The 16,041-nt window shown below is 41.4% G+C and carries 18 protein-coding genes; 6 read left to right on the top strand and 12 right to left on the bottom strand.

Translation table 11 applies throughout. The features are described from left to right. Position 1 precedes the first annotated feature (1 nt). The 3 genes from FTT72_RS03040 (at position 2) to FTT72_RS03030 (ending at position 2,411) form a co-directional block, all read left to right on the top strand. Positions 2 to 757, top strand: a complete 756-nt coding sequence (locus FTT72_RS03040; RefSeq protein WP_180177847.1) for a biotin--[acetyl-CoA-carboxylase] ligase — start codon at positions 2 to 4, stop codon at positions 755 to 757. 22 nt (positions 758 to 779) lie between these two features. Next, positions 780 to 1,508 carry a type III pantothenate kinase gene (locus FTT72_RS03035; RefSeq protein ID WP_180177846.1) on the top strand — a complete coding sequence of 243 codons (729 nt, stop codon included), beginning with the start codon at positions 780 to 782 and terminating at the stop codon, positions 1,506 to 1,508. Positions 1,509 to 1,733: 225 nt separating this feature from the next. Continuing rightward, complete coding sequence (locus FTT72_RS03030; protein WP_180113830.1) at positions 1,734 to 2,411, top strand: hypothetical protein; 678 nt, start codon at positions 1,734 to 1,736, stop codon at positions 2,409 to 2,411. A 143-nt stretch (positions 2,412 to 2,554) separates the two neighbouring features. Here FTT72_RS03030 and FTT72_RS03025 read toward each other — a convergent pair whose 3' ends face one another. Next, positions 2,555 to 3,148, bottom strand: coding sequence for an alpha/beta hydrolase (locus tag FTT72_RS03025; RefSeq protein ID WP_180048990.1), 594 nt, complete (start codon positions 3,146 to 3,148; stop codon positions 2,555 to 2,557). Positions 3,149 to 3,431: 283 nt separating this feature from the next. Then, positions 3,432 to 4,835 (bottom strand): signal recognition particle protein, encoded by a 1,404-nt coding sequence (gene ffh / locus FTT72_RS03020; RefSeq protein WP_078191163.1) that lies wholly within the window; start codon positions 4,833 to 4,835, stop codon positions 3,432 to 3,434. Between the two features lie 138 nt (positions 4,836 to 4,973). On the opposite strand from ffh, the gene FTT72_RS03015 reads away from it, so the two are divergent. Next, positions 4,974 to 5,783, top strand: coding sequence for an inner membrane protein YpjD (locus tag FTT72_RS03015; protein WP_078191164.1), 810 nt, complete (start codon positions 4,974 to 4,976; stop codon positions 5,781 to 5,783). A 153-nt stretch (positions 5,784 to 5,936) separates the two neighbouring features. On the opposite strand, the gene FTT72_RS03010 is transcribed toward FTT72_RS03015, so the two are convergent. Continuing rightward, positions 5,937 to 6,146, bottom strand: a complete 210-nt coding sequence (locus FTT72_RS03010) for a cold-shock protein (RefSeq protein ID WP_067761877.1) — start codon at positions 6,144 to 6,146, stop codon at positions 5,937 to 5,939. A 449-nt stretch (positions 6,147 to 6,595) separates the two neighbouring features. Here FTT72_RS03010 and FTT72_RS03005 point away from each other — a divergent pair, with 449 nt between their 5' ends. Further along, a complete protein-coding gene (locus tag FTT72_RS03005) occupies positions 6,596 to 7,528 on the top strand; it encodes a tRNA-dihydrouridine synthase (protein WP_180177845.1) in 933 nt (310 codons plus the stop codon). A gap of 92 nt (positions 7,529 to 7,620) precedes the next feature. On the opposite strand, the gene FTT72_RS03000 is transcribed toward FTT72_RS03005, so the two are convergent. The 9 genes from FTT72_RS03000 to rpe all read right to left on the bottom strand — a co-directional run bounded on the left by FTT72_RS03000 (position 7,621) and on the right by rpe (position 15,121). Further along, entirely contained in the window at positions 7,621 to 7,989 is a 369-nt protein-coding gene (locus FTT72_RS03000) for an SseB family protein (protein WP_180023108.1), read from the bottom strand. 62 nt (positions 7,990 to 8,051) lie between these two features. Then, a complete protein-coding gene (locus FTT72_RS02995; protein WP_180177844.1) occupies positions 8,052 to 8,705 on the bottom strand; it encodes a nuclease-related domain-containing protein in 654 nt (217 codons plus the stop codon). Positions 8,706 to 8,744: 39 nt separating this feature from the next. Next, positions 8,745 to 9,227, bottom strand: a complete 483-nt coding sequence (locus FTT72_RS02990; RefSeq protein ID WP_168378519.1) for a methylated-DNA--[protein]-cysteine S-methyltransferase — start codon at positions 9,225 to 9,227, stop codon at positions 8,745 to 8,747. 37 nt (positions 9,228 to 9,264) lie between these two features. Then, positions 9,265 to 9,582 carry a quaternary ammonium compound efflux SMR transporter SugE gene (gene sugE / locus FTT72_RS02985; protein WP_078191206.1) on the bottom strand — a complete coding sequence of 106 codons (318 nt, stop codon included), beginning with the start codon at positions 9,580 to 9,582 and terminating at the stop codon, positions 9,265 to 9,267. 55 nt (positions 9,583 to 9,637) lie between these two features. After that, positions 9,638 to 9,955: a multidrug efflux SMR transporter gene (locus FTT72_RS02980; RefSeq protein ID WP_078191168.1), complete on the bottom strand. Its 318-nt coding sequence runs from the start codon at positions 9,953 to 9,955 to the stop codon at positions 9,638 to 9,640. 300 nt (positions 9,956 to 10,255) lie between these two features. After that, the gene (locus FTT72_RS02975) at positions 10,256 to 11,275 is read right to left on the bottom strand and encodes a copper resistance protein B (RefSeq protein ID WP_180177843.1); all 1,020 of its coding nucleotides are present in this window, start codon (positions 11,273 to 11,275) and stop codon (positions 10,256 to 10,258) included. After that, positions 11,262 to 13,259, bottom strand: coding sequence for a multicopper oxidase domain-containing protein (locus tag FTT72_RS02970; protein WP_180177842.1), 1,998 nt, complete (start codon positions 13,257 to 13,259; stop codon positions 11,262 to 11,264). The genes FTT72_RS02975 and FTT72_RS02970 overlap by 14 nt, the downstream gene beginning before the upstream one ends. A gap of 46 nt (positions 13,260 to 13,305) precedes the next feature. Continuing rightward, positions 13,306 to 13,821 (bottom strand): hypothetical protein, encoded by a 516-nt coding sequence (locus FTT72_RS02965; RefSeq protein WP_180177841.1) that lies wholly within the window; start codon positions 13,819 to 13,821, stop codon positions 13,306 to 13,308. Positions 13,822 to 14,434: 613 nt separating this feature from the next. After that, entirely contained in the window at positions 14,435 to 15,121 is a 687-nt protein-coding gene (rpe, locus tag FTT72_RS02960) for a ribulose-phosphate 3-epimerase (protein ID WP_168378513.1), read from the bottom strand. A 605-nt stretch (positions 15,122 to 15,726) separates the two neighbouring features. Here rpe and FTT72_RS02955 point away from each other — a divergent pair. Next, positions 15,727 to 16,023 carry a DUF2218 domain-containing protein gene (locus FTT72_RS02955; protein WP_168378512.1) on the top strand — a complete coding sequence of 99 codons (297 nt, stop codon included), beginning with the start codon at positions 15,727 to 15,729 and terminating at the stop codon, positions 16,021 to 16,023. Positions 16,024 to 16,041 lie beyond the last annotated feature (18 nt).

Here is a 16,041-nt window from a genome sequence, read left to right as displayed (position 1 = left end):
AATGGATTTAGAGACCAGACACTTACAGCAATTGCTGAGCACAGTACCTCAGCCGCCTGAAGTTTTATTACTGAAGCCCATTACCACATCGACCAATGACGATGTCCGTGAGATTGCCAAAAAAGGCATTCAAGATGTTTTGGTATGCAGTGAAGAGCAAACTCAGGGGCGTGGGCAACGCGATCATCAATGGGTCTCACCCGTTGGTAATATCTATTTAAGCACATTGCTGAATTTACAGACAGCTATAGATGGGCGGCTTGCACTCGAAATAGCCTTAAATATCTTACAAATGCCTAGTTTGCAGAATCTCGTATTACAAGTGAAATGGCCCAACGACCTATATAGTCCACAAGGAAAATGGGGCGGGATTTTGATTGAACCGATTTCGCCACATCAAGCAATTGTTGGCGTTGGGATGAACTTATTTCCGATTCCATCCACAGGAATTGAGCAACGCGCAACGTCGTTATCTGAACTCGGACTTCACTCGCCAAACCGGTTACAGTTAATCGCTGAACTCTATGCAGCGATTCAACTTGCAGGTGAATGGTTCGATCATAACTGCTATAACCTCGCTGCACGATTCAACCATTATGCTGCATTTATGCAACAGCCTGTTGAGCTTGAACACCTACAAGGCAAAAGCCAAGGTCGCTTTCTCGGTATTGAAAATGATGGTTCGATCAACATCCAAACGTCACAGCGCTTAGAAAATCATTTCCAAGGTCGCTTACGTTTAGCAGATCAATCATAAACAGGATTGCAAAGGCCTACTGATGAAAAAATTATGGCTCGATGTCGGTAATACCCGGCTGAAATACTGGATTACCGAACATGATCAAATTATAGAGCATACTGCGGAACTGCATTTACAGTCGCCTGCCGAACTCCTACTCGGTTTAATCCAGCACTTTAAAAGTTTGGACTTAGGTCAGGTCGGGATTTCCTCGGTACTCGACAAAAAAAATAATGATCGGATTCAAAAAATTCTTAAATTTTTAGCCGTTCCTGTCACTATTGCCAAAGTACATGCCGAATATGCGGGCTTACGCTGTGCATATGAAGACACCAGTAAATTCGGGATCGACCGTTGGCTGCAAATGCTGGCTGTGGTCAAAGACCCTACACAAAAATACTGTGTCATTAGCTGTGGCACGGCACTCACCATTGACTTAACGGATGGCTTACAACATTTAGGCGGCTATATTTTGCCAAATTTGTATTTGCAACGTGATTCGCTCATCCAAAACACCAAAGGCATTAAAATTCCAGATGCCACCTTTGATGAGCTGTCTCCTGGTAAAAACACCATAGACGCTGTTCATCATGGCATCTTGCTCAGCTTGGTCAGCACCATTGAAAAGGTTCTCGACAAATATCCAAGTCAGTTGATTTTAACCGGTGGCGATGCTGCGCTATTTGCACGCTATTTAGAACAATATCAGCCAGCTGTCGAAGCAGATTTGCTGCTTCGAGGCCTACAAAGTTATGTAAATGGCGTGTAATTTAGCCATCTTTTGATAGCAAACTGTGAAAGCGTGATGACCAATGGTGATCACGCTTTTTTATTGATGGTCATTTCATATAAGCGTGGTTACAAATTGTATCGCGATTCATGACCTTTTTTCGTCCAAGGAATTACAATAGCCTGCGATGATCGACAGATACATCAGCAACTTTATAATTTAAAAATGTCTTTCAAGATAGAATATAAGACGAAGAGTATAGATATGAAATTTAAGAATTTACTGGGTTTAAGCCTGCTCGCCTCTACATTATTCTTCGGCGGTTGTACCACCACACAAAATCTAGCCAACTCTAAAATCCCTGCCGAAATCAAATCTCAGCTCAGCACCTCTGAAGCAGTTTTGGGCTATTTTGGAGATGAAGATAATCCCGATTACTGCGGCTGCGTATCGTATATTGATTCAAGTTATTACATGACCCCAGTCAAAGACGGCTATTACCGTGTACTTTTAGGTCGTAATGCCACAGGAGATTTTTTAGTTCAAGATTTTTACCAAGAAACCAAAACCCCTCAATCCTCACCTGCTTGGGTCAAAGATCCGATGAAACTATTTAGTTTTAGTGGCAGTGACATCGAAGGCCCAGTAACACTTTATCGCAAAAACGGCAAAGTAGAATCAACCTTTGTGAATCAAGATGGCGTGAGCATCCAAGGCGAAGAATTTTATCCAACAGGACAACGTGGCGCAGCGTATAAAGTCGATGAAAATGGTAATGACGCCTATCGCTTATGGTATGCCTCAGGAAAAATTGCGGCTGAATATGTGGTCGATACCGACGGTGAATATGTTGGTGGCTATAAAGCTTGGCAGGAAGATGGTCGTGAAGCCAATGACGACATTGACGACATTCGTGAACGTGTTGCTTTAGAACTCGACTGATCTATCAACAGATCGCAAAACAAAAAGGCGCAGATTGCGCCTTTTTTATCTTCAATTGCACCTATTGCATGATCAATTTTGGTTTTCACTAAATATCTTATCTACAAAACACGCGATCTATTAAACACGCGCACAGAACCTAGCTAAGCCGTTAAAATCGGCTTTAACACGTGCCACAGTTGTGGAATCTCAGAAAAGCCATCCTGTGCTGTGAAATGCCCCGCTTCTTTCACCTCATAAATTTGTGCATTTATAAAATTGCCCAATTGGATCGCAACCGGCGGCGGCACGATAGGATCATTGGATGAAATCAAGCTGATACAAATCGGCATATAGGTCTGTAAAACACCACTATCCATTTTTGCACGTTGAATAAATGCGGTTAATTCAGGTTGTGTCGGTAAACTACTTTTAAAACCCGATACAAAAACGCCCGCTTTAATCCGTGTGCCATGCTTTTCAAAATATTGATTGAGATAATGCAGCGTGGTTAAACACCCCAAACCATGGGCAATCACAATGGTATTTTCATCCAAATCAGGCATTTGCAACGCTAGAAATTTCTGCCAATGGTCAAAATCAGGTTGTGCCGCATTTGCCATCACGATGCGTCGAGAATAATGTCCTGCTTCCTGCAGCTTTCGTCCCAACCAAGGAAACCAATGATCATTCGGCGATGCATCATGACCATGAACAATATAGATCTTTTGGCTTTCTGGCGTATGCGGTGTATTCATGATTTGATTCTTATTTTAGGTGATTATTTTTAGTGAAGCTTTCAATTTGCAGTTCGGCAAATTTTCACCTCTGTTTTAAACCTGTCACCTACACGCTCTCAATGTCAATTTGGCATCTTTTTGTAATGATTTAGCTCAGTTCGGTATCTATCTGCTGGTATAGCAAGATTCCTTCATCCAGTACTTGCTATCAAATGTACCCTACCACTTTACTTGAACGCACAGTCTCGTCAAATTGCAGCCATAAAAAAAGGCGCAGAAAGCGCCTTCTTTTCAGTCCAAATTACTTCGGATCTTTACTGCCGAACAATGGACCCATGCCACCGCCGCCAAATTGTTTTTGCATATTGCCCAATGATTTCATCATTTTTGCCATACCTGTTGGGTTGGCAAACTTCTTCATCATTTTCGCCATTTGCGCATGTTGCTTAATGAGTTTATTCACTTCCGCAACATCCATACCACAGCCTGCTGCAATACGTTTTTTACGGCTTGGATTCATCAAGTCTGGGTTACGACGTTCTTTAATGGTCATCGATTGAATAATCGCTTCCATTTTCTTCACTTGCTTTTCAGGATTTGCTTGTGCAATTGCATCTTGAATCCCTGAGTTGCTCATGCCTGGAAGTTTATCCAGGAAGCCCATCATGCCGCCCATTTTGTTCATTTGTTCAAACTGCATCAGCATATCTTCAAAGTTGAAGCTACCGCCTTTTTGCAGTTTTTTCGCCATTTTTTCGGCTTTTTCTTTGTCGATTTTACGTTCAACTTCTTCGACCAAAGAAAGTACGTCACCCATACCCAAAATACGCTGTGCGATACGTTCAGGATGGAATGGCTCTAGGGCATCGAGTTTTTCACCCATACCCAAGAATTTAATCGGCTTGCCAGTAATAGCACGAACAGAAAGTGCTGCACCACCACGTGCATCACCATCCGTTTTTGTCAGGATCACACCCGTCAAAGGCAAGGCATCATTAAAGGCTTTTGCCGTATTCGCCGCATCCTGACCGGTCATGGCATCAACCACGAACAATGTTTCAGTCGGCTTAATCGCTGCATGAAGCTCTTTAATTTCATCCATCATTTCGTCGTCTACATGTAAACGACCTGCTGTATCGACAATCAAGACATCAGCAAATTGAATTTTTGCTTGCTCAATCGCACGATTTGCGATGGTAATCGGTTTTTCGTCTGCGCTAGATTCAAAGAAAATCGCGCCAACTTCACCCGCAACTGTTTGTAGCTGTTTAATCGCTGCTGGACGATAAACGTCGGCAGACACCATTGCTACTTTTTTCTTTTGACGTTCTTGTAAGAAACGTGCAAGTTTTGCCGCAGTGGTTGTTTTACCCGCACCTTGTAAACCTGCAAGAAGCACAACAACTGGTGGTTTTGCCGCTAGGTCTAGGCTTTCATTCGCCTCACCCATCATTTTGGTCAATTCGTCATGAACGATTTTGACGAAAGCCTGCCCCGGTGATAACTGAGTCATCACTTCTTGGCCCAATGCTTCTTCCTTAACTTTCGCGATGAATTCACGAGTTACAGGTAACGCAACATCGGCTTCAAGAAGTGCCATACGTACTTCGCGTAACGTATCTTTAATATTGTCTTCGGTTAGCTGCCCTGAGCCAGTAACATTTCTTAAACTCTGCGTGAGTCGTTCTGTTAAGGTATCAAACATTGCAAAATCCGCTTAAAATAGCCATGAGCAAAAAATTGTTTCTTAAAATAGAAAATTTATGCATAGAATGCTATAGGATACTTTAGTTCTTGCAGAATTTATATAAATGAATATTCAACATCCTGAAAAAGGTTTGACATGATCAGTCTCCCCTTGGTTTACACGATCCTAGCATTAATCGCTTATACCACGTCTTTTTGGTATTTATTCAGCCATTTAATGTCTAAACGTGCGCCGAACCATTGGTTTATTGGTGTTGTACTTGGTTTAGGCATGTTATTGCATGCAGGTGTTTTATATAACGACATGTTGACGCCTATGGGTGTGAACTATGACGTGTTCAACCTGATGTCATTTACTTCAGGTCTCATGCTATTACTCAGTGTGTTATTTAGTACCTATCGACCTGTGCTGGCAATGAACCTGTTAGGCATTCCTGTCGCAGCGACAGGGTTGATTTTAGGCTTTGCATTTAGTCGACAAAATCAATTTATAGAACAACATTCGCTGGGTTTAGACATCCATATTATTTTGTCGCTTTCCGCGTATGCCGTCCTGCTGATGGCAACTATTCAAGCGGTTATTTTGCGTTTACAAGACCGTGAACTAAAAAACAAGCAGAAAAAGCGTGTATGGGTGAGTCTGCTTCCATCCTTCCAAGCCATGGAATCTTTGCTATTTGATTTATTGATTGCTGGATTTGCACTACTGACCGTGGCGCTTGGGTTTGGTTTCTTCACCATCGATAACTTCTTTGCACAGCATTTGGCGCATAAAACAGCCTTTAGCATTATTTCATGGTTCGTCTATGGTGCCTTGCTCATTGGGCATTATCGATTCGGCTGGCGTGGTCAAAAAGCTATTCGCTTTACCATTATTGGTTTTTGTCTCTTGGCAGTCGGCTTTATTGGATCTAAGTTTATTTTAGAAATGGTTTTGGGCCGCTAAGTCGACGATGAAACGATTTTAAGTTTTATAAAGAAGTAAGTTTTATTACGAAGGGAGCTAAGGCTCTCTTTTTTTTTATAGCTTGATTATTCACACAGAAATAACAGGCATAAAAAAAGCGCTATACAGCGCTTTTTTTTCATTACGTCTAAATTATAGAGCAACGATGTTTACAGCATTCGGGCCTTTTTGACCTTGAGCGATGCTGAAAGAAACCTTTTGGCCTTCTTGCAAAGTTTTGAAGCCAGAACCAGTGATTTCGCTGAAGTGAGCAAAAACGTCAGGACCGTTGTCTTGTGCAATAAAACCGAAACCTTTAGTTTCGTTGAACCATTTAACTGTACCAGTAACTGTATTAGACATAATAATACCTATTAATTTGTTGATTTAGCCATTGGATGATGACTGACTATAACTTGGAAAATAATAAAGAATTGAACTTCATTTCTGTAAAAAACGAAGGATTATGACTAACACTGCGATACTTAAAGAAAATTTACGAAACAATACTTTTTTTCTAGTTGCAGCCATCATACATGAAATCTTAAAAGATTCAAGCACAGTATATGTTGTTGATTCCATTAAAAAACAACAGTAAAAGCCATCTTCTTATTATTACTATCCATCTGTATTTACTCATTTTATTGTTTAAGTTTTATGTCAGTCAAGACTTTACGACTTTGGTCCTAATTTCACCAAATAATTACATAAAATTTTGTGATTTCGTATTCCGCGTCACCAGAAGCACAAAACCTAGACATCCCTTTCAAAACCACGTATAACTCCGTTTTTCAATTTTTGGCTGTGTGACCGTGAAACTTGTTCTTGCGCCGATGGAAGGCTTAACCGACCCAATTATGCGAGATGTGTTGACGCATGTGGGGAGTTTTGACTGGTGTGTAACCGAGTTTATCCGTGTCACGGACTCTGTCCTGCCCGACCATATTTATCATAGCTATTGTCCTGAACTAAACAATGAGGGCAAAACTGCAGCAGGAACACCGGTTCATGTGCAGTTCTTAGGTAACAATCCCACTATGCTCGCGGCAAATGCTGTACGCGCGGTAGAACTTGGTGCCCCTGCAATTGATATGAACTTTGGTTGCCCTGCAAAAACCGTCAACCGCCACCGTGGTGGTTCAGTTTTGCTGGATGAGCCAGAAGTGGTGTATGAGTTAGTCAAAGCTGTGCGTGATGCTGTTCCGAGTCATATTCCTTTATCAGCAAAAATGCGTTTGGGTTATATGGATCGTAACTTCACTATGGAAAATGCGCATGCCATCGAAGATGCCGGAGCTGCATGGGTTACAGTCCATGCGCGAACCAAAGCCGATGGTTATACCCCGCCTGCCTTTTGGGATCAGTTGCAACCCATTCGTGAAGCATTGAAAATCAATGTGATTGCCAACGGTGAAATTTGGAATAATGCCGATGCCAAACAGTGCCAACTCGAATCCGGTTGTGAAGACCTAATGATTGGTCGTGCTGCGGTGACCACTCCTGACATTACACAGTGTATCCGTCGTAATACCGATGAACCGCTGATTACATGGCATGAACTACTTGGATTACAAATTCGTTTCTTAAATGGCTCGTATAAAAAAGAAATGAATATGGTCGGTCGTTATAAACAATGGCTCGGCATGATGTCGAAGCACTATCCAGAAGCCAAACTCCTTTGGGATGAAGTAAAACGTGTCAAACCACTTGATGAAATCGTGCAAAAACTCAAAGCCGGTATGTAAGTTTTAAAGCACATCGCCCAATATGAAAACGAAAAAGTGTGAAAACACCTATCTAAGCGTAGCCGCAGAGCCTTTGATTATACCTACAGTGTTCAAAGGCTTTGTTGTTTGGCAAACTCTAAAATTGCGTCGATCTCATCTGCCAAGAACTCTTTAGGATGTTCCGAAGTCGGGTTCATCACCAAGCTTGCGCCTTTGGTAATCGCAAATAATTTTTCAGCACTGATCATGACAAACTCTGCATCTGCACCAACATCCTGTTGAAGCATCGCAAGACTCAGAAAAAATGGAATGGCTTGCTCGCCTTGCTCCGTTTCCATCAATTGAAAATGTAAATGCTGCTCTGTATCACGCTCACCCAAACAATATACTTGGCTGGCTAAAAGTTGCTGATAAAAGTCTTGGTATTGCTCAGGATGATCTAAAGTCGATTCATAAAGATGTTGAAGCGTGTCGTTCATTGTTATTGTCCGTCTATTTTTATCAGTCAGATACTGTTCACAATCCACAGCATACAGGAAGTTTATGAATTATGCCGTTGATTTAAATCTTCAACGTGCTGTCGATTTGTTTTCCACGATTTTTCTAAAATTTCTTTTTCTAAACGCAACTGTATTCGTTTAAGTTTCATTTCAGAGACCACGGGTTGCTGAAAGGTTTGAACATAGTCCACCCAAGCTGCACCCCGAAATACATTCGACGGCATCTCTGTTTTAAACACTGCTTCAGGCATAAAAACAATCACAGAATGCATATTGTCTTTATCCACAATATCGCTCAACACCTGTTCTAACACTTTCATATGTTTATAATTTTGGTGAATTGGATTTTGAAATTTAAAACTTTTTTTATAAATCTTTTGCGTCCATTGTTTTTGTCTCTCGCTCCCAAAAATCCAGCCCTTATAGTTTTTAGTTTCAATCACAAACACACCAAATGGGCTTAAAAGAAGATGATCAATTTGAGTTGTAGCTCCTTCGCCATCTGGTAAGGTCAAATCATTTAACAATATATAATGGTCTTTCAAATAAAGTTTGACATGAACGGCGACAGCAAACTCCCCCATTTTCCCCTTTAAATAAGGTTTAAATGCTTTGATTGCCCCCACAATCAGTAACAATGGAATTAGCCACCACAACGTCGAAATGAAGGGTGCAAAGATTTGAGAAATATTCATTAATTTGATTCATTATTTTAAATAAGTATATTTTCTATTTTATTGTAATTTCTCAATTTTTAACAATATTTCTTTATTTTCTAGACCACCCGCAAAACCCACTAATTTTCCATTTGCGCCCACGACACGATGACAAGGTGCAATAATTGAAATTGGATTTTTACCATTGGCTGCACCGACAGCACGTACGGCTTTGACATTGCCGATTTGCTCTGCAATTTGTTTATAACTGCGAGTTTCTCCAAAAGGAATCGTCAGTAAAGCTTGCCAAACTTGTTGCTGAAATGCGGTGCCTTCAAAGTCTAGCGGCAAGTCAAATTGCTGTCTTTTACCTGCAAAATATTCATTTAATTGCTGTGCGGTTTTGAGCAAAATCGGGTGTTGTAGATCTTCAACCAAAGCCGCCAATCGCACACGATTTGGATTTTCATTTTCCCAAAGGACAGCCACCAATGCGGTTTCATGTGCAACAAGTTTTAATTGTCCAACGGGTGAATCTAAAAACTGATATGAAAGTTGCATGAGATACTCCAAGCTCAAAATCGCAGCACTTCATTATTCAGGAGGACGATAATTTCATCAAGACTAGTCCTGAAATAATCAGGACCGCAGCTAGCATACGCATGGCATTGGCAGGCTCACCCAATACAACGATGCCGAGGATAAATGAACCCACTGCACCAATGCCTGTCCACACTGTATATGCTGTACCCAGCGGTAAGGATTTCATTGCATAAGACAACAAAGCGAAACTTGCGATCATGAAAACAATGGTCAAAATACTTGGCGTCAGTTTGCTAAAGCCTTCAGAGACTTTCATACAATATGCCCAGACCACCTCAAGCAATCCCGCTACAATTAATAAAACCCAAGCCATATTTTTACCCATAAAAAAAGCACAAAAGGCTTTTACCTCTGTGCTTTAGAACATATTAACTTGAAGATAATTTCATCAAGATTAGACCAGAAATGATCAGTACTGCGGCTAACATCCGCATGGCAGTTGCAGGCTCACCGAGTATAAAAATACCCACGAGGAATGAGCCAATCGCGCCGATTCCTGTCCAAATGGTATAAGCTGTTCCCAGAGGCAACGTTTTCATGGCATAGGCCAATAAACCAAAGCTCAGGATCATAAAAAATAAAGTGACTAAACTTGGGCCAAGTTTTGTAAAGCCTTCTGAGAGCTTCATCGAATAGGCCCAAACGATTTCAAAAATACCAGCGAATACTAGAACAACCCAGGCCATGATGCCTTCCTCCATATTAGTAGAGTCAGGTCGTCCTGACGATTTTTCTTACTGGCTTTGATCAAAGATGTAAGGGAGGTCGTTCCTCCGAATATTGTCTCAGTATAGCAAATATGCTGAATTTTAGTGCAGTCTTTACATTTTTTGACCAAATTCAGGGCGTTATTCCGTTAAGGAAAAAACTTGTGCAGATGAATTGCGCCAAAACATAGCATGTCTGTTCAAAGGACAGATTCAGAAATAAAAAAGGCATCACCAAAACCTGTTGATGATGCCCTCTTTATTTGGTCTATTCGCCGATTAGAACTTCAGACGTACACCTGCGCCATACCACCATTGTTTTTCACTTCCAGTTTCAGCTTGCCATGCCGTATGCTGATTTCCTTTTTCATAGCTGTAAGCAACATCGATAAATGGCATCAACTTTTTATTAATTTCATAGCGTGTTTCTAGCCCTAGCCATACAGCACTGAGTCCTGTTTTTTGTGCATAGGCAGAATCATCACTCAGCACCACATCTAGGTTCAGATACGGTTTTAAAATCAATTTTTGCGTCAGCAGCAGATCACGTTCGGTTTCTAAAGAAAAACTGACCTGTTTTTCTGCACCAAGATATAAATAAGCATCGGTTTCAAAGAAATAAGGTGCCAGACCATGCAGACCCACCGCAGCATCTAACTGTTCCTTGTCCGTCACTTGATGTTCATCGACACGATAACGTGCGCCAATTTGCGCATCCCAAAAGTCAGAGATCATACGGCTATACATCACTTGAGCCGCATAATCAGCGTCTTGAGATTCTGCTTTATCGGCATGTAGTTTGATGAAGAGCTTATTTTCATCGGTCCCGATTCGACTCTCAATTTCAGTCTTTAAACTTCCACGACCATCGGCATTATTGAGCCATCGACTGTCGATCTCAGTCGCTTGATAAATCTGTCCACCATGTTCACGCTTATGATCAACAGGATGCTGCGCAGAAGCAGCACGTGACGCAATAGATGATACATTTGCATGTTCTGCATGTTCTGCATGTTCTGCATGTTCTGCATGTTCTGCATGTTCTGCATGTTCTGCATGTTCTGCATGTTCTGCATGTTCTGCATGTTCTGCATGTTCTGCATGTTCTGCAGTATGCTCCATCTGGCTCGATTCAATCGCTGTTTGTATCTCTTGATGCGACGAATCATGTGAGGAATGCGACTCATGTTGAGCTGACATCAGCATGCTGTGATGTGCATCTTGCGCCATGGTCATTTGAGTGACAGATGCCAAAGCTAAACCCAGTACTGTATATGTGCATGGTTTAATGATGCGCATGAGACACCTCCTTTTTCGGCACAGATGCTGTTTTAGTATTCTCCGCGACATTTGCGACCACAAGTTTATTCATCATCCCTGCAGACATGTGATACAGCAAGTGACAATGAATCGCCCATTCCCCTAATTCATTGGCCGTTAACAGAGCCGTGACAGTTTTCCCCGGCGGCACAATCACCGTATGTTTATTTGGCATTTCAGAAGACACTTGCCCATTTTCCAATTGCATAAACATGCCATGTAAATGCATCGGATGCGCCATCATGCTGTCATTGACAAATTTCAATCGAATTCGCTCACCATATTTCACCTGCAGTGGTTCGGCTTCACTGAATTTTTTGCCATTCATGGTCCACATGTAGCGTTCCATCGTTCCACCCAAATGAATAACCAAATCTTGCGTCGCTTCACGTGTATCAGGCTGCGGGGTTAACGCTTTTAAATCACTATATTGCAAGGCCTTATCACCGACAGGTGTTGAAGCATTGGCCCAACCCATAACCGTTGCTGAATTTTCAACTGCATGCATCTCTCCTTTAGACTGTGCATGATCCATCGCTGCATGCGTATCATGTTTCATGGATGAATCCATTGAAGAGTGGTTCATTGAAGAGTGGTTCATTGATGAATGATCCATCACACTATGATCCATATTGGCATGCGCCGTATCTGACATGTTCTGTTTATGAATGTCTGGATGTTGCATAGCAATATGTGCAGTCACTGGGGAATGGTCCATGTCATGTCCCATAGCGGCATGATCATGTACTTGATTCGGCTGAATCTTTGACTGATTTTCAGTATGCGCGTTGTGCTCATGAGCATTCGCTTGCTGGATTGCTGAAGTTTGGGTTGAGCCTGTAGTAGTATGTCCCATATTGCTATGATCCATACCTGACATTGAACCATGGCCCATATCTTCCATGGTCAACAAAGCGCGTGGTCGAGCTTTTGGCATGTGAATGCCTGAGTGCTGAGGCTGCGTTTCATCATGTAAAGTGCCTATCGCAAATCCTGTCCGATCAATCGATTCAGCTTCAATCTGATAATGCGCAGACTTAGGCTCTACGATCACATCGTAGGTTTCCGCTGCACCAATACGGAATTCATCAACATCGACTGGTTTGACCGCTTGACCGTCTGCACTGACCACCGTCATTTTGAGCTGAGGAATACGCACATCAAAAAACGACATAGCCGCAGCATTTACAAAACGAAGTCTGACTTTTTCATTGGGCTTAAACATCCCCGTCCAGTTCTGCTGTGGTGTTTTGCCATTCACTAAAAACGTATAACCCGTGACATCAGACAAATCCGTTTTCAGCATACGCATCTGATTCCACATCGAATGATCTTGCCAAGTGTTTTTTAAACCCGTTCGTTTAATTTGCGTCCATACATCTGAAACTGTTTCACGTTGATTTTGATAGTATTCGGCAGACTTTTTCAAATTTGCCATGATCTGAGCGCTAGATGATTCATGAAAATCCGACAGCATGACCACATAATCACGTTGCGTCTGTTCATGTACGGCAAGTGCTTGTTTACCTTTCGGATAAATTACCAAAGCGCCATACAATCCGTCTTGTTCTTGGCCTTTGGAATGCGCGTGATACCAATACGTTCCGCTTTGACGGACTTTAAATTTATAAGTAAAGCTACCATCCGGCTGAATTTCATTGAAACCATTAAAGCCGGGTACACCATCCATTAAACCGGGCAGCAATAGACCATGCCAATGCACCGAGGTATTTTGTTTTTTGAGCTGATTATGCACATAGATGACCGCATCATCGCCTTCTTCAAACTCCAGTAAAGGGGCTGGAAACTGACCATTGACACTGATTTTCTTGACCGCTTTACCAGTCAAATTGATGGTCTTTTCATCAATATTCAGATGATATTCTTTAATGGCTGCAAACGCCCACGTTGGAGACAGCAGACACACCCCGAGCACGAGGCCTGACTTAAATAAATTAGACATGACTTAACCTTTATAAAATAACGAAAAAACGTATTTAAAACTCAGGTTAAGCTTGCGGAGGTCTTAGAATTTCTTGCCAAAAGCCTTTTAAATGCTGTCCAGCAAAAATAAAACGAGGAGGTTCTGCATAAAGATGCACATTGACGGTTTGCAATGCAACCAATGCGCTATCGAGATAAGAGGTACTGATTTGGCAATGTGCGAGTGTACAGTCCTGACAGTCTGTACTTTGTGTTGTTGAATGATGCACCTGACCATCTTGCAGTGCAGATGGCGAATCTAAAGATTGATGACAGTCCATCATTGAAATGACGTCAGGTGTTGCTTGCTTGCCATGATGTGCTGCATGCTCAGGAACAGCTTGCCGCTGATTTTGATGGCAATTTGCCATAGTTAAATGTGAAGGATCAGTATGTGCTGCATGAAATGATGCCTGATGGGCATTCGCAGTCATCATTTGTTGATGTTGAAAATTTTGCTGTGCACTGACCACACTGCTCCACCCCATGACGAACGCCATGAGCCAAACAAAGCCAAGATGCTTACGCAAAAAATTGAACAATTTAGTACCCTAATTCAACCCAATGATGCACTGTGACAACATGTCCCTATTAACACATCTTTAAAAACATCACGCGATCAGCTCAGCTGAAATCCGCATGAAACACCATGATGATGTTATTTATGACTCAACTCAATCACATGACATTCGTATCAACATGACATTCAGCTCGACCTATTTATCCATCATGAACGATACATTCAGAAATATCTAAAAGCACGAGCTAGTGCGATCGATGATGTGTTTTGCCAGTCACAGCGTATCTCAATAGTTGCTAACAGCATAATTAATTGTGCAGTTATTCACAACAGTTTTAAATTTATTGCGCTGTCATAAAAATCAGCGCATATCTTCCAGTTAAAACATAAAAGTTATTTTTTAAACTGATTAATTATTTACCATAGATTAATAAACATACAGCATTTCAAACACTTTACCCCATAAAAAAAGGACTCAATTGAGTCCTTTTTATACTTAATACGTCTAATTATTAAACCATTGATGCATAATCGTTTATAATTTATCCAAGTTATCCATATAGTTATCTACACAGATATCCATACGGTTATCCATATAGTTATCCACAAGCCATGAATAACTTATACCCAAAGGCTTAAGCCTCTTGAGCATGCACTTTTGCCAACTCAGAACGCATGTCATCAATCACAGCTTTATAATCAGGCTTACCAAAAATCGCTGAACCTGCAACAAACATGTCTGCACCGGCTTCAGCAATGTCACGGATATTGGCTGGGGTAACACCACCATCCACTTCTAAGCGAATATCACGGCCTGAAGCATCAATAATTTTTCGTGCTTGACGCAGCTTTTCTAAAGTCATTGGAATGAACTTTTGACCGCCAAAACCAGGGTTCACACTCATCAACAAGACTTGGTCAACTTTATCTAAAACATAGTCTAAATAATGCAAAGGTGTCGCAGGGTTAAACACCAAGCCTGCTTGCGCACCGCCAGATTTGATTAACTGTAAAGAGCGGTCAATGTGGTCAGTCGCTTCTGGGTGGAAAGTGATGATATCTGCACCAGCGTCTAAGAAATCACCAATCATACGGTCTACTGGTGAAACCATTAGATGTACATCAATCGGTGCTTTAATACCGTATTTTTTCAATGCCTTACAAACGCCCGCACCAAAAGTTAAGTTCGGTACATAATGATTATCCATGACATCGAAATGAACAACATCTGCACCTGCTTCTAGAACATTTTCAACTTCTTCACCTAAGCGCGCAAAGTCTGCTGACAAAATTGAAGGTGCGATTAAGAATGGCTTGGACATGAAAAACCTAGCTTTGAAAAGGAAGTGATTGACGCATTATAACAAATTGTCCCCCTATTCGCTGCCCATGCCCTTAGTCGTTTTTTCGATGCCGATGATTGAGATCTCTATAATAAAGAAACCTAGGATGAACTGATATTACGCAGTAACATCAGAACCGAAATTTGATTCAAATAAAAGAACGATACGCGGTAACGTCATCCGCAATTGTTTGAGACAGCACGACTTCTAATCAAAAATGTTTTTGCAATACTTTAATTAAATAGACGCTAGAAAGCGAGTTTTGCGGTGAGGAGCATTGCTCTGCAAGATGGTTTCCTTGCGAAGCTTCGCTTCTCATTTTGCCTAATGAGAATCATCGTTTCGTAAGAGTACCTCCAGCCGAAGGCTAATCCCTTTATTTAAGCCCTAGATGTAAGACTCAGTCGAATTGACTTAAATATCATTTTAAAAATGCAAAATTATTTTTTGCGTGCGTAACATCAGTGATTAATATGGATAAAGATCTCAGGGATAGAAACACAGCGTTGCATTTTTAGACTTAACGGGCATCTATGTACTTTGCTAAGTTAAAGGACTGACGACTTAACAATAAAATTGCATCTATGAAAAGTTCAACACACATCACCACCGCCCAAGCAGCGCGTGTTGCTAAACGCCTAGTCAATCATTGGAAACATAAATTTGAAGTCAATGAACAGCTCATTGGAGAAAATACTGCATTCAAGATTCAACTACCCTCTGCAGAGGTCAATCTTTTACCACAAGCTGCTTTTTTAGATGTAGTAATTTCAGCCCAAGATCCAAGTGCAAATCTAGATCAATTGGAACATGTGGTTTTAGATCATTTAATCCGCATGGGACAAGAAGAACTCAGTGCAACATGGCAACGCGAACCGTAGTCTACGTCGCCATATTGT

Source organism: Acinetobacter sp. YH01005, from assembly GCF_013420465.1.
In the GTDB taxonomy this organism is placed as follows: Bacteria; Pseudomonadota; Gammaproteobacteria; order Pseudomonadales; family Moraxellaceae; genus Acinetobacter; species Acinetobacter amyesii.
This window is presented reverse-complemented; position numbering and strand designations above follow the sequence as displayed.